The organism is Micromonospora sp. NPDC049891, from assembly GCF_040660295.1.
GTDB lineage: Bacteria > Actinomycetota > Actinomycetes > Mycobacteriales > Micromonosporaceae > Micromonospora.
Map to the genome: position 1 here is coordinate 1 of NZ_JBFAML010000036.1, position 19,493 is coordinate 19,493.

At 71.0% G+C, this 19,493-nt stretch carries 17 protein-coding genes; 9 read left to right on the top strand and 8 right to left on the bottom strand.

Features of this window, described 5'->3' with window-relative positions; genetic code table 11:
• Nucleotides 1-287: 287 nt before the first annotated feature.
• Both otsB and AB0I71_RS29075 read right to left on the bottom strand, forming a co-directional pair.
• A complete protein-coding gene (otsB, locus tag AB0I71_RS29070) occupies nucleotides 288-2,849 on the bottom strand; it encodes a trehalose-phosphatase (RefSeq protein ID WP_357590098.1) in 2,562 nt (853 codons plus the stop codon).
• 41 nt (nucleotides 2,850-2,890) lie between these two features.
• Nucleotides 2,891-4,291, bottom strand: coding sequence for a trehalose-6-phosphate synthase (locus AB0I71_RS29075; RefSeq protein ID WP_357589996.1), 1,401 nt, complete (start codon nucleotides 4,289-4,291; stop codon nucleotides 2,891-2,893).
• A gap of 344 nt (nucleotides 4,292-4,635) precedes the next feature.
• Here AB0I71_RS29075 and ettA point away from each other — a divergent pair, with 344 nt between their 5' ends.
• The 4 genes from ettA (at nucleotide 4,636) to AB0I71_RS29095 (ending at nucleotide 8,166) form a co-directional block, all read left to right on the top strand.
• Complete coding sequence (ettA, locus tag AB0I71_RS29080; RefSeq protein WP_357589998.1) at nucleotides 4,636-6,312, top strand: energy-dependent translational throttle protein EttA; 1,677 nt, start codon at nucleotides 4,636-4,638, stop codon at nucleotides 6,310-6,312.
• A gap of 15 nt (nucleotides 6,313-6,327) precedes the next feature.
• Entirely contained in the window at nucleotides 6,328-6,774 is a 447-nt protein-coding gene (locus tag AB0I71_RS29085; RefSeq protein ID WP_357590000.1) for a thioesterase family protein, read from the top strand.
• On the top strand, nucleotides 6,771-7,451 hold the full coding sequence (locus AB0I71_RS29090) for a hypothetical protein (protein WP_357590002.1): 681 nt from the start codon (nucleotides 6,771-6,773) through the stop codon (nucleotides 7,449-7,451). The genes AB0I71_RS29085 and AB0I71_RS29090 overlap by 4 nt, the downstream gene beginning before the upstream one ends.
• A gap of 130 nt (nucleotides 7,452-7,581) precedes the next feature.
• Nucleotides 7,582-8,166, top strand: a complete 585-nt coding sequence (locus AB0I71_RS29095; RefSeq protein WP_357590004.1) for a YbjN domain-containing protein — start codon at nucleotides 7,582-7,584, stop codon at nucleotides 8,164-8,166.
• A 44-nt stretch (nucleotides 8,167-8,210) separates the two neighbouring features.
• On the opposite strand, the gene AB0I71_RS29100 is transcribed toward AB0I71_RS29095, so the two are convergent.
• The 3 genes from AB0I71_RS29100 to AB0I71_RS29110 all read right to left on the bottom strand — a co-directional run bounded on the left by AB0I71_RS29100 (nucleotide 8,211) and on the right by AB0I71_RS29110 (nucleotide 11,348).
• Nucleotides 8,211-8,639, bottom strand: a complete 429-nt coding sequence (locus tag AB0I71_RS29100) for a globin (RefSeq protein ID WP_357590006.1) — start codon at nucleotides 8,637-8,639, stop codon at nucleotides 8,211-8,213.
• A 63-nt stretch (nucleotides 8,640-8,702) separates the two neighbouring features.
• Nucleotides 8,703-10,073: an MFS transporter gene (locus AB0I71_RS29105; protein ID WP_357590007.1), complete on the bottom strand. Its 1,371-nt coding sequence runs from the start codon at nucleotides 10,071-10,073 to the stop codon at nucleotides 8,703-8,705.
• Nucleotides 10,074-10,295: 222 nt separating this feature from the next.
• On the bottom strand, nucleotides 10,296-11,348 hold the full coding sequence (locus AB0I71_RS29110; RefSeq protein ID WP_357590009.1) for a mechanosensitive ion channel family protein: 1,053 nt from the start codon (nucleotides 11,346-11,348) through the stop codon (nucleotides 10,296-10,298).
• A 252-nt stretch (nucleotides 11,349-11,600) separates the two neighbouring features.
• Here AB0I71_RS29110 and AB0I71_RS29115 point away from each other — a divergent pair, with 252 nt between their 5' ends.
• A complete protein-coding gene (locus tag AB0I71_RS29115) occupies nucleotides 11,601-12,134 on the top strand; it encodes an HNH endonuclease (RefSeq protein WP_357590011.1) in 534 nt (177 codons plus the stop codon).
• A gap of 252 nt (nucleotides 12,135-12,386) precedes the next feature.
• Here AB0I71_RS29115 and AB0I71_RS29120 read toward each other — a convergent pair whose 3' ends face one another.
• The 3 genes from AB0I71_RS29120 to AB0I71_RS29130 all read right to left on the bottom strand — a co-directional run bounded on the left by AB0I71_RS29120 (nucleotide 12,387) and on the right by AB0I71_RS29130 (nucleotide 14,305).
• The gene (locus tag AB0I71_RS29120) at nucleotides 12,387-13,223 is read right to left on the bottom strand and encodes a class F sortase (protein ID WP_357590013.1); all 837 of its coding nucleotides are present in this window, start codon (nucleotides 13,221-13,223) and stop codon (nucleotides 12,387-12,389) included.
• Nucleotides 13,224-13,235: 12 nt separating this feature from the next.
• Nucleotides 13,236-13,784, bottom strand: a complete 549-nt coding sequence (locus tag AB0I71_RS29125; RefSeq protein WP_357590015.1) for a hypothetical protein — start codon at nucleotides 13,782-13,784, stop codon at nucleotides 13,236-13,238.
• Between the two features lie 71 nt (nucleotides 13,785-13,855).
• Nucleotides 13,856-14,305 (bottom strand): Lrp/AsnC family transcriptional regulator, encoded by a 450-nt coding sequence (locus tag AB0I71_RS29130; RefSeq protein WP_357590017.1) that lies wholly within the window; start codon nucleotides 14,303-14,305, stop codon nucleotides 13,856-13,858.
• Nucleotides 14,306-14,453: 148 nt separating this feature from the next.
• Between AB0I71_RS29130 and AB0I71_RS29135 the strand changes: the two genes are divergently transcribed.
• Genes AB0I71_RS29135 through AB0I71_RS29150 form a run of 4 tightly spaced genes read left to right on the top strand, consistent with a single transcriptional unit; the run spans nucleotide 14,454 to nucleotide 19,477 of the window.
• The gene (locus AB0I71_RS29135; RefSeq protein WP_357590019.1) at nucleotides 14,454-15,347 is read left to right on the top strand and encodes a tryptophan 2,3-dioxygenase family protein; all 894 of its coding nucleotides are present in this window, start codon (nucleotides 14,454-14,456) and stop codon (nucleotides 15,345-15,347) included.
• 16 nt (nucleotides 15,348-15,363) lie between these two features.
• Complete coding sequence (kynU, locus tag AB0I71_RS29140; protein ID WP_357590021.1) at nucleotides 15,364-16,647, top strand: kynureninase; 1,284 nt, start codon at nucleotides 15,364-15,366, stop codon at nucleotides 16,645-16,647.
• Nucleotides 16,644-17,975: an NAD(P)/FAD-dependent oxidoreductase gene (locus tag AB0I71_RS29145; protein WP_357590023.1), complete on the top strand. Its 1,332-nt coding sequence runs from the start codon at nucleotides 16,644-16,646 to the stop codon at nucleotides 17,973-17,975. Before kynU ends, AB0I71_RS29145 begins: the two co-directional genes overlap by 4 nt.
• Before the next feature lie 20 nt (nucleotides 17,976-17,995).
• Nucleotides 17,996-19,477, top strand: a complete 1,482-nt coding sequence (locus tag AB0I71_RS29150; protein ID WP_357590100.1) for a 2-hydroxymuconic semialdehyde dehydrogenase — start codon at nucleotides 17,996-17,998, stop codon at nucleotides 19,475-19,477.
• Nucleotides 19,478-19,493 lie beyond the last annotated feature (16 nt).

Genomic DNA, 19,493 nt, shown 5'->3' on the forward strand with positions numbered 1-19,493 from the left:
TGGCCCGCCGTGCCCGGCGCAGGGATCAAGCCTGACCGCCCGGAGCCGGGCACGGCGGGCCACACCCCCAACAGCACCCACAACGGAGGACGCGGGGCCCAACACGAAGGACGCCAGCCCACACCCCCACAGCGCCCAAAACGGAGGAGGCGGGCCCAACGCGGAGGACGCCAGCCCACACCCCCACAGCGCCCACAACGGAGGACGCCAGGCCCACACCCCCCACAGCGCCTACAAACGGCAGCGGCCGGAGATACGTGATCTCCGGCCGCCGGGTCTGACGGTCGTTACTGCTTGAGCATGTTGTCCAGCAGCAGGGCGCAGCGGATCACCCCGAGGTGGCTGTAAGCCTGTGGGTGGTTGCCCAGGCCGCGTTCGGCGAGCGGGTCGTACTGCTCGGGCAGCAACCCGGTCGGGCCCGCCGTGTCGATCATCTGGAGGAACAGTTCCTCGGCGTCGGTCCGCCGGCCGGTACGCAGGTACGCCTCGATCAGCCATGCCGTGCAGATGTGGAAGCCGCCCTCGCGACCGGGCAGGCCGTCGTCCCAGTGGTAGCGGTAGACGACCGGGCCGCTGCGCAGATCCGCTTCGATCTTGAGCACGGTGGAGAGGAAGCGGGGATCGTCACCGGCCAGCAACCCGGAGATGCCGATCCACAGCGACGAGGCGTCCATGTCCTCGTCGCCGTACGCGACGCTGTACGCCTCGGCGTGCTCGTGCCAGCCGTACTCCAGCACGTTGGCGCCGATCCGGTCGCGTAGCTCCACCCATTCCGGACGGTCCTCGCCGCCGTGCTGGCGCATCACGTGCAGCGCCCGGTCGACGGTCATCCAGCACATCACCTTGGAGAAGACGTGGTGCCGGGGTGGCAGACGGGCTTCCCAGATGCCGTGATCCGGCTCGTGCCAGCGGCGGCGGACCGCCTCGACCATGTTCTCCAGCACCCGCCACTCCTCGGCGCGTACCGAGCCGCGGACGTCGGCGGTGGCGGCGATCAGGTCGGCGATCGGGCCGAAGACGTCGAGCTGGAGCTGGTGGTTGGCGAGGTTGCCGACGCGTACCGGACGGGATCCGGCGTAGCCGGGCAGGGTGTCGATGACCGCCTCGGCGCCCAGTTCGTAACCGTCGACCGTGTAGAGCGGGTGCAGCCGCTCGGGGTGCCCGCCGGTGCGCTCCACACAGCCGTCCACCCAGCGCAGGAAGGCCTCGGCCTCGGTGATCGAGCCCAGGTCGACAAGGGCTCGGGCGGTCATCGCGGCATCACGCAGCCAGCAGTAGCGGTAGTCCCAGTTGCGGACTCCGCCCAGCTCCTCCGGCAGCGAGGTGGTCGCCGCGGCCAGGATCGAGCCGCTGGCCTCGTGGCAGAGGCCGCGCAGCGTCAGTGCGCTACGGGCGACCAGATCCCGGGCGGTGGTCGGCAGTCGCAGCGACGCCACCCAGTCCTTCCAGGGGCGCTCGGCCGCGGCCTGCCGTTCGTGGATGGGCAGCCGGTGGTGTTCCAGGCTGTGCGTACCGAACCGCAGCTCCAGCACCACCTGGCCGCCGAGCGCGGCGAGGTCCACCACCGCTTTCGCGGTCTCGTACCCGCCGTCGTTGCCGACCTCCCATTGCACACCGGGGGAGTAGAGCGCGATCGGTTCGTTGGAGCCGAGCACCAGCAGGCCGTCGCCGAGCGGCTGGAGCTGCACGGCGACCTGCGCGAACTCCGGTCGGGGCGCGAACTCGAGGCGAACCCGACCGGTGCCGGTGAGTACCCGGATCAGGGTCGAGTCGCCGGTGATGACCGCCGGGCCGTCCGGCGTGGCCCTGGGGTCCGGCTTGTCCAGCCAGTCGGTGACGGTGAGACCGGACCAGCGGGTCTCCACGGTCATCGTGCCCGACCGGTAGCGCTGGCCCAGCGGGATGCCGCCCCGTTCCGGTGCGACGCTGAAGTGCCCGGCCGGGCTGCCGCCGACCAGATCCGCGAAGATCGCCGCCGAGTCGGGCTTGGGGTTGCACAGCCAGCTCACCTTGGCGTCCGGCGTGAGCAGCGCCACCGTCCGGCCGTTGGCCAGCATCGAGTGCCGCTCGATCGGCACCGCTCGTTCGCCGAACAGCCAGTGCCGTCGGGTCTCCAGCAGCAGCCCGAGTGCTCGGGCGGCCTCGATCGGCTCGGCGACCCGGTAACCGGCCTTTGTCTCACCTGGGCCGATCTTGATGCCGACGTCCGGGCCGTGCAGGTTGCCGAACGCGTTCTCGTCGGTCACGTCGTCGCCGATGAAGAGCACCGCGCTGGCCGAGAGCTGGGTGCGTAGCTGGTCGACGGCGGTGCCCTTGTGGGTGGCCACGACGGAGATCTCGATGACCTCCTTGCCCTGGGTGACGGTGACGTCCGGCCAGGTCGCGGGGCCGCTGCGTACCGCGTCGATGGTGGCGGCGGCGATCTGGGGGTCCACGCCCCGGGTGTGCACGGCGACACTTGCCGGCTTGCGTTCCAGGCGGACGCCGGGGTGAGCGGCGGCGATGTCCCGCAGCGCGTCCCGCAGCCGGGTGCGCACGGCGATCAGTTCGGGGGAGAGCCGCTCGACGAAGCCGATGTCGAACTCGGAGCCGTGGCTGCCGACCAGGTGCACCTCGCTCGGCAGCCGGGAGAGCGCGGCCAGGTCGCGCAGCGCGCGGCCGGAGACGACCGCCACTGTGGTCTGCGGCAGCGCCGCCAGGGCACGTACCGCGGCCACCGACTCCGGCAGCGGTACGGCCTTGCTCGGGTCCTCCACGATCGGAGCGAGGGTGCCGTCGTAGTCGCAGGCGACCAGAAGCTGGGGCACCCGGGCGATCCGCCCGATGGCGGCGCGCAGTTCCGGATCCATCGGGCCCGCGACGGGCGTGGCGTTCTCGGTGGACGCTGCGTTCACGCCGCCTCCATGTCGGGCACACCTAGTTCGGTGAGGAAGGACTTCGCCCAGTGCCCCACGTCGTGGGTGCGCAGATGGCGTTGCATTGTCCGCATACGGCGACGAGCCTCCGGCTTCTCCACATGCACGGCCCGTAGCAGAGCGTCCTTGACCGCGTCTGGGTCGTGCGGGTTGCACAGGAACGCCTGACGCAGCTCGGTGGCGGCGCCGGCGAACTCACTGAGTACGAGTGCGCCCCCGTGGTCCGCCCTCGATGCGACGTACTCCTTGGCCACCAGGTTCATTCCGTCTCGCAGCGGAGTAACCATCATCACGTCGGCGGCGGCGTACATCGCAGCCAGTTCGGTCCGACTGTACGACTGATGCAGATAATGCACCGCCGGCACGCCAACCCGGCCGAATTCGCCATTAATCCGACCAACTTCGCGCTCGACCTTGACGCGAAGTGCCTGGTAGTGCTCCACGCGCTCGCGGCTCGGTGTCGCGACCTGCACCATAACCGCGTCGGGCACTGTCAACTTTCCGTCAGCGAGCAACTCGCGGAACGCCTTGAGGCGCAGTTCGATGCCCTTGGTGTAGTCGAGGCGGTCGACGCCGAGGATGATCGTCCGGGGATTGCCCAGCTCCTCGCGGATCTCCTTGGCCCGCGCCTGGATGGCCGGGTCGGCGGCCAGCCGCTCCATCTCCTTGGTGTCGATCGAGATGGGGAACGCGCCGGCCTTGACCTGGCGGCCGTCCACCTGGATCATCTGGCCCTCGTACCGCAGCCCCAGCAGGTGCCGGGCCAGCCGGACGAAGTTCTGCGCCGCGAGCCGCTGCTGGAACCCGACCAGGTCGGCGCCGAGCAGGCCGCGCAGGATCTCGGTGCGGAACGGCATCTGCATGAACAACTCGATGGGCGGGAACGGGATGTGCAGGAAGAAGCCGATCCGCAGGTCGGGGCGCAGCTCCCGGAGCATCGCCGGCACCAGCTGGAGCTGGTAGTCCTGGACCCAGACGGTGGCCCCTTCCGCGGCGACCTCCGCCGCGGCCTCCGCGAACCGGGCGTTGACCAGGCGGTACGCCTCCCGCCAGCGGCGCTTGTAGGCGGGCGTCTCGACGGCGTCGTGGTACAGCGGCCAGATCGTCGCGTTTGACTGCCCCTCGTAGTAGCGCTCCAGCTCCTCCGCGCTCAGTGGCACCGGATGCAGCCGGATGCCCTCCAGATCGAACGGGTCCGGGGCCGCGCCGGTGCCGCCTGCCCAACCGACCCAGGTGCCCTGGTGCTCGGCGAGGACGGGGTGCAGCGCGGTGACCAGCCCGCCAGGGCTGCGTCGCCACTGCCGCCCCTCGGGTGTGCTCACCTCGTCGACCGGCAGTCGATTCGCCACTACGACAAAGGAGCTACGGACGGTCACGATCGGCCACCTCCGGGTGCTGACGGGTCCACCGCGATGAGCGTACTGAGCGTAGCTGCGGCGTCTGTTCCCCTGTGCCGGACTCACCTACCCGCCCCGAACTCGGCGAACCCTGGACGTGATCATGTTGACAGGTGGGGCGGCCCGGCGAGCCGCTGGGGCGGTGACTGCGGGCTCGGCGTACCCCTGCTGGCGGGGCGATGTGGGCGCGGCCCGGCGTACCTGTCAGGATTGACAACGGCGTGCGCGCGGCCGGTTCCCGGCCGACGGCGGCGGACGGCGGCCCTGGCCCGCGCCCGTATCACGCGAATCGGCGATCGAAAAGCGACGGAGGAGCCCGCACCGTGGCCCAGTTCATCTACGTCCTGGACAAGGCGCGCAAGGCGCACGGCGACAAGGTCGTGCTCGACAACGTGACGCTGAACTTCCTGCCGGGTGCCAAGATCGGTGTGGTCGGTCCGAACGGCGCCGGTAAGTCCAGCCTGCTCAAGATCATGGCTGGTTGGGACCAGCCGAGCAACGGCGAGGCCCGCCTGATGCCCGGCTTCACGGTGGGGATGCTCGCCCAGGAACCGCCGCTCAACGACGCCAAGACCGTGCTCGGCAACGTCGAGGAAGCGGTCGCGGAGACCAAGGTCAAGCTGGAGCGGTTCAACAAGATCGCCGAGCAGATGGCCACCGACTACTCCGACGAGCTGATGGAGGAGATGGGCCGGCTCCAGGAGGAGCTGGACCACGCCGACGCGTGGGACATCGACTCCAAGCTCGAACTCGCCATGGACGCGCTGCGCTGCCCGCCGCCGGACGCCGACGTCACCCAGCTCTCCGGTGGTGAGCGTCGCCGGGTGGCGCTGTGCAAGCTGCTGCTGGAGGCCCCCGACCTGCTGCTGCTCGACGAGCCCACCAACCACCTGGACGCGGAGAGCGTGCAGTGGCTGGAGCAGCACCTGGCCAAGTACGCCGGCACCGTCGTCGCCATCACCCACGACCGCTACTTCCTGGACAACGTGGCCAACTGGATCCTGGAGCTGGACCGTGGCCGGGCCTACCCGTACGAGGGCAACTACTCCACCTACCTGGAGAAGAAGGCCGCCCGGCTGGCCGTCGAGGGTCGCCGCGACGCCAAGATGAAGAAGCGCCTGGCCGACGAGCTGGACTGGGTGCGCTCCAACGCCAAGGCTCGGCAGACCAAGTCCAAGGCCCGGCTCGACCGGTACGACGAGATGGCCGCCGAGGCGGAGAAGACCCGCAAGCTGGACTTCGAGGAGATCCAGATCCCGCCGGGTCCGCGCCTGGGCAACACCGTCATCGAGGCGAACGGCCTGACCAAGGGCTTCGGCGACCGGGTACTGATCGACGACCTCTCCTTCTCGCTGCCGCGTAACGGCATCGTCGGCATCATCGGCCCGAACGGCGTCGGCAAGACCACGCTGTTCAAGACCATCGTGGGGCTGGAGGAGCCGACCGGCGGCCGGGTCCGGGTCGGCGAGACGGTGTCGCTGTCCTACGTCGACCAGAACCGGCAGGGCCTGGACGGGGACAAGACCGTCTGGGAGGTCGTCTCCGACGGGCTGGACCACCTCATGGTGGGCAAGGTCGAGATGCCCTCGCGGGCGTACATCGCGGCGTTCGGCTTCAAGGGCCCCGACCAGCAGAAGCCGACGAAGGTGCTCTCCGGCGGCGAGCGCAACCGGCTCAACCTGGCCTTGACGCTGAAGATCGGCGGCAACGTCATCCTGCTCGACGAGCCGACAAACGACCTGGACGTGGAGACCCTCTCCAGCCTGGAGAACGCGCTGCTGGAGTTCCCCGGCTGCGCCGTGGTGATCTCCCACGACCGGATGTTCCTGGACCGGGTCGCCACGCACATCCTGGCCTGGGAGGGCGACGACGAGAACCCGGCGAAGTGGTTCTGGTTCGAGGGCAACTTCGAGGCGTACGAGAAGAACAAGGTCGACCGGCTCGGTGCCGAGGCGGCCCGCCCGCACCGGGTCACGTACCGCAAGCTGACCCGCGACTGACCGGGCGGGTCCGTCGTGGCTGACCGGTTCGTCTACCACTGCACCCTGCGCTGGTCCGACCTGGACGCGTACGGCCACGTCAACAACGCCCGCTTCCTCACCCTCTACGAGGAGGCCCGGGTGGCGTTGATGTTCGTAGGTGCCCGGGCGTACGGGGTGGACTCGTTCGCCGACGGCGTGGTGATCCGCCGGCACGAGGTCGACTACCTACGGCCGGTGGACTACGCCCTCGACCGGGCCACCGTCGAGGCGGCACCCACCGTGCGGATCGAGCTGTGGGTGGAGCAGTTGCGCGCCGCGTCGTTCACCGTCGGTTACGAGATGTACGACGGTGAACTGCTCATCAGCCGGGCACGTTCGGTGCTGGTGCCGTTCGACCTGACGCGGCAGGTGCCTCGGCGGCTCAGTGAGCCGGAGCGGACGTTCCTGCTCGGGTACGCCCCGCAGGGCGGCACGCCGTGAGCGTCGGGCACGGCATCGTCGACGTCGCCGACGCGGGGGCGTTCCTGGCCCGGCTGGTCCGGTTGGAGCGCGCCGCCCTGGTCCGACTCCGGCCGGTCGCCGCTGGCGCGCGTACCGCCCTCTGGGCGCGGCTGCCGTGGGGCGTGCTGGCCGTGCGGACGGTGGCCGGCCCGGGTGCCGGCGACGTCACGGTCGCCGCCGGGCAGTTGCTCGCCGAGTTCGCGGCCGGTCGTGCGGATCTGCCGGCCCGCCGCGACGCGCAGTGGCGGTGGGCCCTGCCGCCGGACACCAGCCGTCGGGTCGAGACGCTGCCGGGCGGGGAACTGCGCCGGCTGGCCGAGGCGGCGGCGGGGACGCTGCGCGAGGCCGCCGAGCACGGGGTCGGTGGCCGGGCGGTGGGGCAGCGGGTGCTGCGCGACGCCCTGCTCGACCACGTGGCGGTGGTGGTCACTCCCGACGACGAGCCTGACCGTCCGGTGGAGGTGACCCAGCGAATGGTGCAGGGTCTGGTTCGCATGGGTTTCCTCGGTCGGTCCGGGGATTCGCCGGATGGTGGCGGCGTGCAGGTACGTGCGGCTGGCCGATGGGTCGGACTGGTGGGACCGTACGGAGCCATCTGGTCGCAGAAGGCCACCGATCTTGTCGTACGGCCATCCGTGGCTCATGCGAACGGATGACCTCTGGTCATCCTTCCGGCTTGGTGCTGGCGTTGGGGGGGTGCTTCGTTCCGGCTGTCCGGGTACCGTCCATCCTCGGATCCACCCACTGTAGGCGACCGGATCCGCTGGGGAGTGAGGTGCGCGAGCGATGCCGTGGTGGTCATGGCGTCCAGGTCCCGCCAGTGGCGGTGACCCGGAAACTCGAAGCAGGATCATGGTGGAAGGTACCGTCCGGGTCGGCCCGCCGGCGCCCCGCCAACCGGGAGACGACTGCCCGGCTGCGGAGCGTCCGTTGATCGCCGACATGCCAGCCACCGTCGAACAGGTCACCCTGCGCCGGATCTGCGACGCGCTCGACCTGCTCGACGTGCGTTACCTGGCTGACGGAGACGGCAACCTGCTGGCCATGTGGGAACGGCACGCGGTGCTGGTCACCCTGGAGGGGCCGGAGGACGAGATCCTCGTGCTGCGGGCCCGACCACACGCGACGGTGCCGCCGGACTGGGCCGACCGTGCCTATCGGGTGGTCAACGAGTGGAACCACACCCGACGCTTCTGCAAGGCGTACGTGGGTGACGCCACCGAGCGCGGTCAGCTGCCGATCTACGCCGAGTTGCAGGTGCCGCTCGCGGCCGGCGCCCACGACGCGCTCCTGGTCGAGCTGCTCGACTGCGGCGCCGCCGTGGCCACCAGCTTCGTCGACTGGCTGCACGACGAGGGTGCCCTGCTCTGACCGGCGGCGAAGCCCGCCCCGCCGGACCGGCGGGGCGGTCGACGTCAGCCGTGTGCCGTCGGGTCCGCCATGTCGTTCACCATGAAGTACGCCGCCCGTTCGAGGTAGTTCCACAGCTCGGTGGCGAGCGCCGGGGGCAGGTCGAGGCTGTCGACCGCGCGACGCATGTGACGCAGCCAGGCATCGCGTTCCGCGGCACCGATCCGGAACGGGGCATGGCGCATCCGCAGCCGGGGATGGCCGCGTTGCGCTGAGTAGGTGTTCGGGCCACCCCAGTACTGCATGAGGAAGAGCCGCATCCGGTCGGCGGCCGGGCCCAGATCCTCCTCCGGATACATCGGGCGCAGCAGTGGATCGGCGGCGATGCCGGCGTAGAACTCCTCGACCAGCTTGCGGAACGTGGGCTCGCCGCCGACGGCGTCGAAGAACGTGACCGCCTCGCCGGGGCCTTCGGACTCACCTGCGGGATTCACCGTTCCATCCTGCCAGGCCGGCACCGGGGATCGCCCGCCCGGCACCGGGTGGACGAGGGTGGCTCAGGTCACCGCGTGCCGGGGCCGCCCCGGGCCCACATGCCCGGGACCGGGCTCGTCGGGGGAGGCGCCCTCGGGCGGTCCGCTGCGGGCGTCGGCCCTGCCGGAGGCGGTACGGGCGGCGTCGATGGAGGCGGTCACGGTCTGCTGATCGGGCCATCGCAGCGCGACGAGCGACATCAGCACCACGCCGGCGGTGCTCCACACCCCCACCACGATCGGGATCGGGAAACGCTCGGCGAGCAGCCCGGTCACCAGTACCGCCGCACCCTGAATGACCTGCACGCCGGTGGCCATGACACCGAAAGCCCGGGCCCGGAAGCCGTCCGGGAGGGCCTGGACGAAGAGCCCGTTCGCCATCGGCAGCAGCCCGGCGACCGCGAAGCCGCAGACGGCGGCGAGCAGCGCCACCACCACCGGCGGCGGGTCCAGCAACGCGGGCACCAGTGCCAGTGGGGCGGCCACGGCCAACGGCCGGAGCAGGAGCAGTCGGCGGGCCGGTGCGATGGTACGGCCGATGATCAGCCCGCCGAGGATGAAGCCGACCGGGGTGGCTGCCATGATCACCGCCTGCGCCAGCCCCGGGTCCATGCTCTCGCCGGCATGTTCGTTGGCCCAGGCGGCGGCCAGCCCCTCGGGCACGATGGAGAAGAGCATGGCGCTGAAGACCAGGACCGCGATCGCCCGCAGCACCGGTGTCCGGAAGACCATCTGGAAACCCGCGGCGGTCTCCCGGAGCAGGTGACTGCGGTGTGCACTGGTCATCGCCGGTGGCCGGTCGCGTACCCCGAGCCGGACGATCAAGGCCGACAGCGCGAAGGCACCGGCGTTCATCAGCAGCGCGGCGGTCGGGTTGACCGTGGCGACGGCGGCACCGAGCAGGTAGCCGACCACCTGGGCGGCCTGCCCCACGCTGGCGTTCACCGACAAACCGACGACGAGTCGGTCCCCGGGCAGGATCAGCGGCAGCAGCGCCGACCGGGCGGCCTGACTCGGCGGGTTCGCCAGCGTGGTGGCGAACAGTAGCGCCAGGATCACCGGCACCGGCATCCCGGGAATGGCGACGAGCAGCATCAACGCCATCCGGATGAGGTCGCAGACGACCATGACCTGCCGGAACCGGTGCCGCTCGGCGATGGTGGCCAGCAGTGGGCCACCGACCAGCCAGGGCAGGTAACTGACCGCGAACGCGGCGGCCGACAGCGCAACCGACTCGGTCTCCCGGTAGACCAGGAGGGTGACCGCCGCCTTGGCGACATAGTCACCGACCCAGGTCAGCGTGCTGGCCGCGAAGACGGCGCGGTACTCACGCTGGGCGAAAACCTCCCGGAAGGTGGCCGGCCCTTCCGGAGAAGGTCGCTCGTCGGACACCATCGCCTCCATCGTCCCGGCGTCTGGCCACTCGTGATGGCGGCCCGGGACCATCGTCAGGTCTGCGGATCAGCGAGGACGTGACACCGCTCGGTAAGCGCGTGCACCGGATTCTGCCCGATCGTCTGACAACTGGCTAGGGCGAACGGTTGGTTGGTCGCATCTCCGACTGAACGAACGGACGATACCCGAGGGGCCGCTCAGCCGCGACCCCCGCCGGTCAGCTCAGGTGGCACCGCCCTGACCGGTCTCGGAGTCCGATCGAGTAGGTACGCCGGGGTAGAGGCGACCCGCCGCGATCCGTGCCGTGATGCCCGAGTTCTCCAGCGCCTCGGCCAGCCGGCGGCGCAGTTCCCGGCTCACGCTGAACTGACCGTCGGCGGTCGTCTTCACCACTGTCCGGATCACCGTGCCCTCCACCGTCACCTGCTCGACGCCGAGCACCTCCGGCGGCTCGACGATCGACGGGGCCAGCTCCGGGTCCACCGCGATCGAGGCGGCGGCGGTACGTAGCACGGCCGTCGCCTCCTCGGTGCCGGCGAAACCGATCGGCAGGTCGACCACCACCAACGCCCAGCCCTGGCTCTTGTTACCTACCCGGACGATCTCGCCGTTGCGGATGTACCAGAGCACCCCGCGTCCGTCCCGGACGGTGGTGACCCGTAGTCCGACCGCCTCGACCACGCCTGTCGCCTCGCCGAGATCGACGTTGTCGCCCACCCCGTACTGATCCTCGATAAGCATGAACAGACCCGCGATCAGGTCCTTGACCAGGCTCTGCGCGCCGAAGCCGAGGGCCACGCCGGCAATGCCCGCGCTGGCCAGCAGCGGTGCCAGGTCGAAGCTGAACTCCTTGAGCACCATCAGCACGGCGATGCCGAAGATGAACGCGGTGCTCAGGCTCCGTAGCACCGAACCGATCGCCTCGGCACGCTGCCGGCGGCGCTCCGGGACGAACTCGCCGGGCTCGCTGGCGGCGCTCGGGATGCGCTCCCGCAGCGGGCGGAGCATGGTCGGCACACCGGCGTCGCTGGTGGTGCGTACGAGCCGGCGGATCGTGCGGTGCAACAGCCACCGGGCGGCCAACGCCAGCAGCAGGATCAGGATGATCCGCAGTGGCTTGACGAGGATCCAGAAGCTGCCCTCGGCGAACCACACCGAGTCGGTCCAGTTCCAGACGATGTTGCAGACGACCTCGTCCAGGCACTCCGGGCTGGGCGTATCGGCCGGTTCCGGGCTGGACGGGGCGGGGGTGGGGCTGAGGCTGCTGACGGTCACCCTGTTTTCGTACCGCAACCGGCCGGCGGGCCCGCCGGCGACCCACCGACCGGTGACGCCCGGCCCGGGCGAGCGTGGTGGGGGGAAAGCGCCGGGGGTACCTAGGATTAGTACGTGCATTCGCGGGTCCGATCAGGGACGATTGGCGCAGCGGACGTCGGTGATCCGGCCGGCGTCGACGTGGTGCCCGGTTGTGCCCGGCACCGGTCGGCGGTGGCGAGTGGTAAGCCGCTTGACCGGGAGGGTGACGCGATGCCTGACATACGACCCACGGTGGGCTCCGGCGCGCTGGTCCTCAACGCCACCTACGAGCCGCTGTGTGTCGTGTCGGTACGTCGTGCCGCGATTCTCGTGCTCTCCGCCAAGGCGGTGTGTGTCGCCGACGGCGACGGCATCCTGCACAGCGCCCGCAACGCGCTGCCGGTGCCCTCGGTCGTCCGGCTCACCCGTTTCGTCCGGGTGCCGTACCGCACCCACGTTGGCCTGTCCCGCCGGGCCATCTTCGCCCGGGACGGCTGGCGTTGCGCCTACTGCCGGGGCCCGGCGGAGACCATCGACCACGTCTTCCCCCGCAGCCGGGGCGGCCGGCACGCCTGGGAGAACGTGGTCGCGGCCTGTGCCAGATGCAACCACACCAAAGGCGACAAGACCCCGGCCGAACTGGGCTGGCGACTGCACTCGTTACCCACCGCGCCCAAGGGGATCGCCTGGCGGGTGCTCGGCCACCGCGCGCCCGATCCGCGCTGGGCCGACTGGCTGGACCTCCGCGAACCCGAAGCCGCCTGACCGTCGAGCACCCACCCTGCCACCGGGGCACCACTCAGACTTCCCACCGCTTGTGCGGACGACACCCGCCGCCCTTCCGCGCGGGGAGTGCGCCGTCCAGATCTCCCACCACCCGCCTGTGCGGACGACACCCGCGCCTCTTACGCGGCGAATGCGCCGAACAGGTTTCCGGGGAGCCCGGCCCGCGCAGGGATCAAGCCTGACCGCCCGGAGCGGGTCGGGCTCCCCGGAAACCCCCACAGCAAGACAACATCACCGAGCCTCGACAAGCGAAGCGAACACCACGACGTTGTCCGCGTAGCCCGTCTCCCCACCGACCCAGCGTCCGCCGCACGTGATCAGCCGCAGCTGGGGCCGGCTGAAGTCCCCGAAGACGTCATCCGTCGGCAGTTGTTCCTTGTCGTACCGGCCGACCCGGTCGACCTCGAAGACCGCCACCGAGCCGTCCGAGCGGGCGACCTCGACCCGGTCGCCGGCCCCCAACTGGGACAGCTCATGGAAGACGGCCGGTCCGGTGGTGGTGTCGACGTGTCCCACGATGACTGCCGGTCCGTACTGCCCGGGGGTCGGTCCCTGGTCGTACCAGCCGGCCTCCTGGGCGCGCTCGGCCGGCGGTGCGGCGATGCTGCCGTCTGGCGCGATGCCCACGTTGTGCACCGGCGCCGCCAGGTCGATCTCGCTGATCTCGATGCCGACCGGCTCGCTCGCCGTCAGCAGCGGGAACTTCTTGGGCGGCTGCGCGAGTCCGGCGATGAAGCGGTCCGGTAGCAGGCTCAGCCCGGTCAGTCGCTCGACGCCGAGCATCGCGATGATCAGCAGCATCAGCGAGCCGATCACCAGGACCGGTAGCCCCGGACCGGATTGGCCGGGGCGTCTGGTCCCCACCGCCCAGGCCTGACGCCGCCGGGGCGGTAGCGGCGCCGCCGCGGGATCGGGCGTGGCGACGCTTGCTGAACCCATCTGCGCGGCGACCCGGACCAGCCGGCCGGCTGTCGTGGCCACTCGCCGCCAGGCACGCTGGCTCCTACGGGTGGTGGCCCGGCGCCGGCCGGGGCCCGGTTCCGGCGTGGGTACGCGGAAGCCGGCCATGGCGACTGTGGGTCAGGAACCGGCCCGGCGTCGGCTGCTCAGCAGCCCGAAGACCACCGCCGCGGTCACCGTGGCGACGCCGCCCAGCAGCAGCATCGAGCCGGTGCCCCGGTCGGCGGTACCGCCGCCACCGGTCGCCGGTCCCTTGGTGGGCTGGTCCATGTTCAGCACCGTCAGCGTGGTGCTGGCCGTCCGGCCGTTGTCACAGCGCAGGTGTACCGGATAGTCACCGGCCGCCTTGTCGCCGGGCACGGTGACCGATCCGGTGAGGAAGCCGTTGTCCGGCCGCAGGAAGACCCGGTTGAACGCGTCCGAGGTCACCTCGGCCTGGCGGTCGTTGGCGTTGTCACAGCTGGCCCGGATGCTCACCCGGGAGCCGGCCTGGACGCTGTTCGGTGTCACCTCGACGAAGGTGTTCTCACCCGCTCGGGCGGGTGCGGCGCCGGGCAGGAGCAACAGCCCTGCCAGAGCGAACGCCGCGATCAGGACGAACGCCCCGAACAGTCGGGCGATTGTCGACGGGGCGCGGTGGACGCCTCCGTACTGTCGCAGACCTCGCATGATCCTCCCTCCCGGCACCGGCGTACCGGGCCTGCTGGGGCGACCCGCGTGCTTTCCCCCTGCTCCGGTGGCTAACCGCCGGTGCCGGGCAGCGGGGCGACGGCCTGCCAGCCGAGTGGGGTGGAGAGCACCATCGTGCTCGACGGCTGGCCATAGGGGGCGAGTCGGTCGATGACCGCCTCGAAGTCTCCGATCGAACCGGCCGCGACCTTCAGCACGCTGCACGCGTCGCCGGTGATCCGGTGGATCTCCAGGATCTCCGGCCACCGTGCGACCTCGGGGTCGTGGAGGATGCAGCGGGCGCCGTAACAGGACATCCGGATCAGCGCGACCACCGTGCGGCCGGCCCGGGCCAGGTCGACGTGGGCGTGGTACCCGCTGATCACACCGGTCTCCTCCAGTCGGCGCACCCGCTCGGCGACCGCGGGTGGGGACAGGTGGACCCGCCGGGACAGCTCGCTGAACGACAACCGTGCGTCGGCCTGCAACTCGCGGAGCAGGGCCCAGTCCATCTCGTCCATGCCCGCGACCTTACGTCCGACAGGTGGATCCCGGCGAGCGGCTTCCGTTCCGCAGGTCGACCACGAAAAGTGCCGTTGAAGAGGCATTCCATCCGGCCAACCTGGCGGGAGATCATGACTGGACGGGCGACCCGGAAGGAGCGGACGCATGGAGCAGACGGATCTGCGCCCCCGAACGGAGGTGCGTCCGGTCACCGCACGGCAGCGGGCGGCCCGCGCCGCACGCAACGGCGGCGAGCCCACCCTGGAGTTCGCCGAACGGGTGCCGTACGACGCGTACGTGCAGGCCAGCACGCTGCATCGGCTGCAACAGCCGTTGAGTGGCGACCCGGGCGAGATGTCCTTCCTGATGGTCAGCCAGATCATGGAGTTGTACTTCGGCCTGACCTGCCACGAACTGCGCGAGACGTCCCGGCTGCTGCGCGCCGACCGGGTGTGGGAGGCGTTGGCTCCGCTGCGTCGCGCCGCGCTGCACCTGGAAGGGCTCAACGCGGCCTGGCGGGGCCTGCGCTGGATGACCCCGGCCGACTTCAACCGCTTCCGCAACCTGCTCGGCGAGGGTTCGGGCTTCCAGTCGGCGATGTACCGCCACCTGGAGTTCCTGCTCGGGCTGCGCGACCCGGCCCTGATCCGACCGTTCCGGCGGCAGACCGAGGTGTACGCCGAGCTCACCGACGCGTTGGCCACGCCGAGCGTCTGGGACGAGGTGGTCGCGCTGCTCGCCCGGCACGGTCACGACCTGCCCGCTGACCTGCTGGAGCGGGACGTGGCCAGCGAACACGAGTCGCACCCCGCCGTCGAGGCGGCCTGGGTGCAGATCTACGCCGACGCCGGCCCGGACAACCACCTGCGGCTGCTCGGCGAGGCGCTGACCGAGGTGGCCGAGCAGTTCGGCGACTGGCGGCACCACCACATCAAGGCGGTGCAGCGGACCATGGGTGCCAAGGTCGGCAGCGGCGGCTCCGCCGGACTGGCGTGGTTGCAGCGCAGCATGGCCCGGGTGGTCTTCCCGGAGCTGTGGTCGGCCCGGACGGCGATGTGAGGCGGACGTGACGACGATGAGCAGCGACACCGAGGCCGAAGCTCTCCGCCTCGACGCGGCCGAGCCGGGGCACCGGCACCTGTTCCACGTGCCGCCGGCCGACGGCGGACGCTATCCGGAGGCCGCGTACCTGGCGGGCAACTCGCTCGGCCTGCAACCGAGGGCCACCCGTGACGAGCTCCTGGCCGATCTGGACGCCTGGAGCCGGCTCGGCGTGGAGGGGCATCTGGAAGCGGACCGGCCCTGGCTGCCGTACCACGAGCTGCTGACGGCACCGGCCGCCCGACTGGTCGGCGCCCTGCCCACGGAGACCGTGGTGATGAACTCGCTCACGGTGAACCTGCACCTGTTGATGGTCAGCTTCTACCGGCCGGCGGGTGAGCGGACCCGGATCGTCATCGAGGACACCGCCTTCCCGTCGGACAGCTACGCGGTGCGCAGCCAGGCACGGTTCCACGGCCTGGACCCGGACACCACTGTCGTCCGACTCGCGCCGCGTCCCGGTGAGGACACCCTGCGGACCGAGGACGTCACCGGTTACCTGGCGGCCGAGGGGCACACCGTGGCGCTGGTCCTGCTCGGCGGCGTCAACTACCTCACCGGCGAGCTGATGGACATCCCGGCGATCACCGCGGCCGGCCGGGCCGCCGGCGCGGTCGTCGGGTGGGACCTGGCGCACGCGGCCGGGAACGTGCCGCTGTCGTTGCACGACTGGGACGTCGACTTCGCCGCCTGGTGCTCGTACAAGTACCTGAACTCGGGGCCCGGGGCGTTGGCCGGGGTGTTCGTGCACGAACGGCACCACGGCGACGGGACGCTGCCTCGCTTCGAGGGGTGGTGGAGCACGGCGGCGGCCACCCGGTTCGAGATGGCCCCGGTCAGCCGGCCACCGACCACCGTCGAGGCGTGGCAGATCTCCAACCCGCCGATCTTCGCGATGGGACCGGTCCGCACGTCGCTGGAACTGTTCGACTCGGTGGGCATGCCGGCGCTGCGGGAGCGCAGCCTCCGGCTCACCGGTTACCTGGAGCGGCTGCTGGACGAGGTCACCGCCGGTCGGCCGCTCACCGTGATCACCCCGCGTGAGCCGCGTCGGCGCGGGTGCCAGCTCTCGGTACGCATCGGCGAGGGCAGCGCCAACGAGCTGACCAAGCGACTGCGCCACGAGCACGGGGTGATCGCCGACGCCCGGGAACCGGACGTGGTCAGGTTCGCCCCGGTGCCGTTGTACTCGACGTACCACGACTGCTGGCGGGTCGCCGACGCGCTGGCCGCCACGGTTTCGGAGGTGGCCCGGTGACCCGGGAACGCGACGAGATCGCGGTGGTGGGTGCCGGGCTGGCCGGCTGCCTGCTGGCCTGCTTCCTGGCCCGCCGGGGCCATCCGGTGGCGCTCTACGAGCGGCGTCCGGACCCGCGCAGCGGTACGCCCGAGCGGGGTCGCTCGATCAACCTGGCGCTCTCCGAGCGGGGGCTCGACGCGCTGCGTCGCATCGGACTGGCCGAGCAGGTGATGGCGGACGCGTTGCCGATGCGGGGCCGGATGGTCCATCCGGTGCACGGGGCGCCGGGATTCCAGCCGTACAGCGTCTCCGGCGACCGGGCGATCAACTCGATCAGCCGGGGCGCGTTGAACAACGCGCTGCTGGAGGCCGCCGCCAAGCTGCCGGGGGTGCGGATCGCCTTCGACCACCGGCTGGTCGGGCTCGACCCGGCGACCGGGACGATGACCTTCGAGACGCCGCGGGGCGCGGTGACCGAGGACGCGCGGGTGGTGCTCGGCACCGACGGTGCCGGTTCGGCAGTACGCGGGCAGTTGCTCGCCCACGACCTGGTCACCGAGAGCGTCGACTTCCTCGACTACGGCTACAAGGAACTGACCATCCCACCGCTGGGCGGCGACTTCGCCCTGGACCCGGGTGCGCTGCACATCTGGCCGCGCGGCACCTCGATGATGATCGCGCTGCCCAATCCGGACCGCTCGTTCACCTGCACCCTGTTCTGGCCCACCCACGGCACCGCCAGCTTCGCCTCGCTGGGCAGCGCGGCCGCGATCGAGCGGCACTTCGCGCAGCACTATCCGGACCTGCCGCCGATCGCCCCTAACCTCGTCGACGACTACCAGCACAACCCGGTCGGTGTGCTCGGCACGGTGCGGTGTGACCCGTGGCAGGTGGACGGGCGGGTCGCCCTGCTCGGCGACGCGGCGCACGCCATCGTGCCGTTCTACGGCCAGGGCGCGAACTGCGCCTTCGAGGACGTGGTGGAGCTGGACCGCTGCCTCGACGAGTGTGCCGGGGACTGGTCGGCGGCGCTGCCGCTGTTCCAACACCGCCGGCAGGACAATGCCGAGGCGATCGCCCGGATGGCGCTTGCCAACTTCGTGGAGATGCGCGACAAGGTCGCCTCGCCGGTCTTCCGCGCCCGCAAGCAGGTCGAGCACGCGTTGGAGCGTGCGCTGCCCGGCCGGTACGTCTCCCAGTACGAGTTGGTCTCCTTCTCCACCGTCCCGTACGCCGAGGTGCGGCGCCGGGTCCGCCGGCAGTACCAGGTCGTCGGACTGGCGGCGGCCGGCCTGGTGGCGGCGGCCGGTGCGGCGGCGGCGCTCGGCTTCAGGAGGCGCGGATGACGCTCTGGGATCCCCGGCTGATGGGCGGACGGGCCCCTGACGGTCCCGGTCTGCTGCGCAACTTCGTCGGTGGTGAGTTCGTCGACGCCGGCACCCGGTTCACCAAGCACAGCCCGGTGACCGGTGCGCCGGTGTTCGAGGTCGTCGAGGCTGATCGATCCACTGTGGACGACGCGGTGGCGGCGGCGCGGACGGCGTTGCGGGGCCCCTGGGGCCGGGCAGGGGAGCGGGAGCGCGCCGAGGTGCTGCGCCGGATCGCCGACGAGTTGGAGCGCCGCTTCGATGACCTGGTGGCCGCCGAGGTCGCCGACACCGGCAAGTCCATCTCGCAGGCCCGCAGCCTGGACATCCCGCGCGGTGCGGCGAACTTCCGGGCCTTCGCGGAGCTCGTGGCGACCGCGCCGACCGAATCGTTCACCACTGTCACGCCCACCGGGGGTCGGGCGCTCAACTACGCGGTGCGCAAGCCGGTCGGTGTGGTCGCGGTGATCGTCCCGTGGAACCTGCCGCTGCTGCTGCTCACCTGGAAGGTCGCCCCCGCCCTGGCCTGCGGTAACGCGGTGGTGGTCAAGCCGAGCGAGGAGACGCCGGCGTCGGCCACCCTGCTCGCCGAGGTGATGGCGGCGGCCGGGGTGCCGGACGGGGTGTTCAACCTGGTGCACGGCTTCGGGCCCGGCTCGGCCGGCGAGTTCCTCACCCGCCATCCGGACGTCGACGCGATCACCTTCACCGGTGAGTCGGCCACCGGCGGCGCCATCATGCGGGCCGCCGCCGACGGGGTGAAGGCGGTCAGCTTCGAACTGGGGGGCAAGAACGCCGGGCTGGTCTTCGCCGATGCGGATCTGGACGCGGCGGTGGCCGGTTCGGTGCGGTCGAGTTTCACAAACGGCGGGCAGGTCTGTCTCTGCACCGAACGGATCTACGTGCAGCGGCAGGTGTTCGACGAGTTCACCGCGCGGCTCGCCGAGCGCGCTGGCGAGCTGGCGTACGGCTGGCCGGCCGACGAGGCGACGGTGAACATGCCACTGATCTCGCACGGCCACCGCGACAAGGTGCTCGGGCACTACGACCTGGCGCGAGCCGAGGGCGCGCGGGTGCTCGCGGGCGGTGGGGTGCCCCGGTTCGACGATGCCCGTGACGGTGGCGCGTACGTGCAGCCGACGGTGCTGACCGGGCTCGGCCCGGACGCGCGGACCAACCGCGAGGAGATCTTCGGTCCGGTGGTGCACGTGGCGCCGTTCGACGACGAGGACGAGGCGTACGCCCTGGCCAACGGCACCGAGTACGGCCTCGCGGCGACGGTCTGGACCCGTGACGTGGGTCGGGCGCACCGGGCGGGTGCCCGGTTGGACGCCGGCATCGTCTGGGTCAACACGTGGTTCCTGCGTGACCTGCGGACCCCGTTCGGCGGGGTGAAGGCCTCCGGGATCGGTCGGGAGGGTGGCGTGCACTCACTGAATTTCTACTCCGAACTGACGAACGTCTGCGTGGACCTGTCATGAGCGAGCGTGGCGAGCG

Coding starts and splice junctions, on each gene's coding strand:
- AB0I71_RS29130 (WP_357590017.1), bottom strand. CDS start 14,305: ATGGACGAGATGGACTGGGCCCTGCTCCGCGAGTTGCAGGCCGACGCA.
- AB0I71_RS29150 (WP_357590100.1), top strand. CDS start 17,996: ATGGGCGGACGGGCCCCTGACGGTCCCGGTCTGCTGCGCAACTTCGTC.
- AB0I71_RS29125 (WP_357590015.1), bottom strand. CDS start 13,784: ATGCGAGGTCTGCGACAGTACGGAGGCGTCCACCGCGCCCCGTCGACA.
- AB0I71_RS29120 (WP_357590013.1), bottom strand. CDS start 13,223: ATGGCCGGCTTCCGCGTACCCACGCCGGAACCGGGCCCCGGCCGGCGC.
- otsB (WP_357590098.1), bottom strand. CDS start 2,849: ATGGATCCGGAACTGCGCGCCGCCATCGGGCGGATCGCCCGGGTGCCC.
- AB0I71_RS29105 (WP_357590007.1), bottom strand. CDS start 10,073: ATGGTGTCCGACGAGCGACCTTCTCCGGAAGGGCCGGCCACCTTCCGG.
- AB0I71_RS29115 (WP_357590011.1), top strand. CDS start 11,601: ATGCCTGACATACGACCCACGGTGGGCTCCGGCGCGCTGGTCCTCAAC.
- AB0I71_RS29135 (WP_357590019.1), top strand. CDS start 14,454: ATGGAGCAGACGGATCTGCGCCCCCGAACGGAGGTGCGTCCGGTCACC.
- kynU (WP_357590021.1), top strand. CDS start 15,364: ATGAGCAGCGACACCGAGGCCGAAGCTCTCCGCCTCGACGCGGCCGAG.
- AB0I71_RS29095 (WP_357590004.1), top strand. CDS start 7,582: ATGCCGTGGTGGTCATGGCGTCCAGGTCCCGCCAGTGGCGGTGACCCG.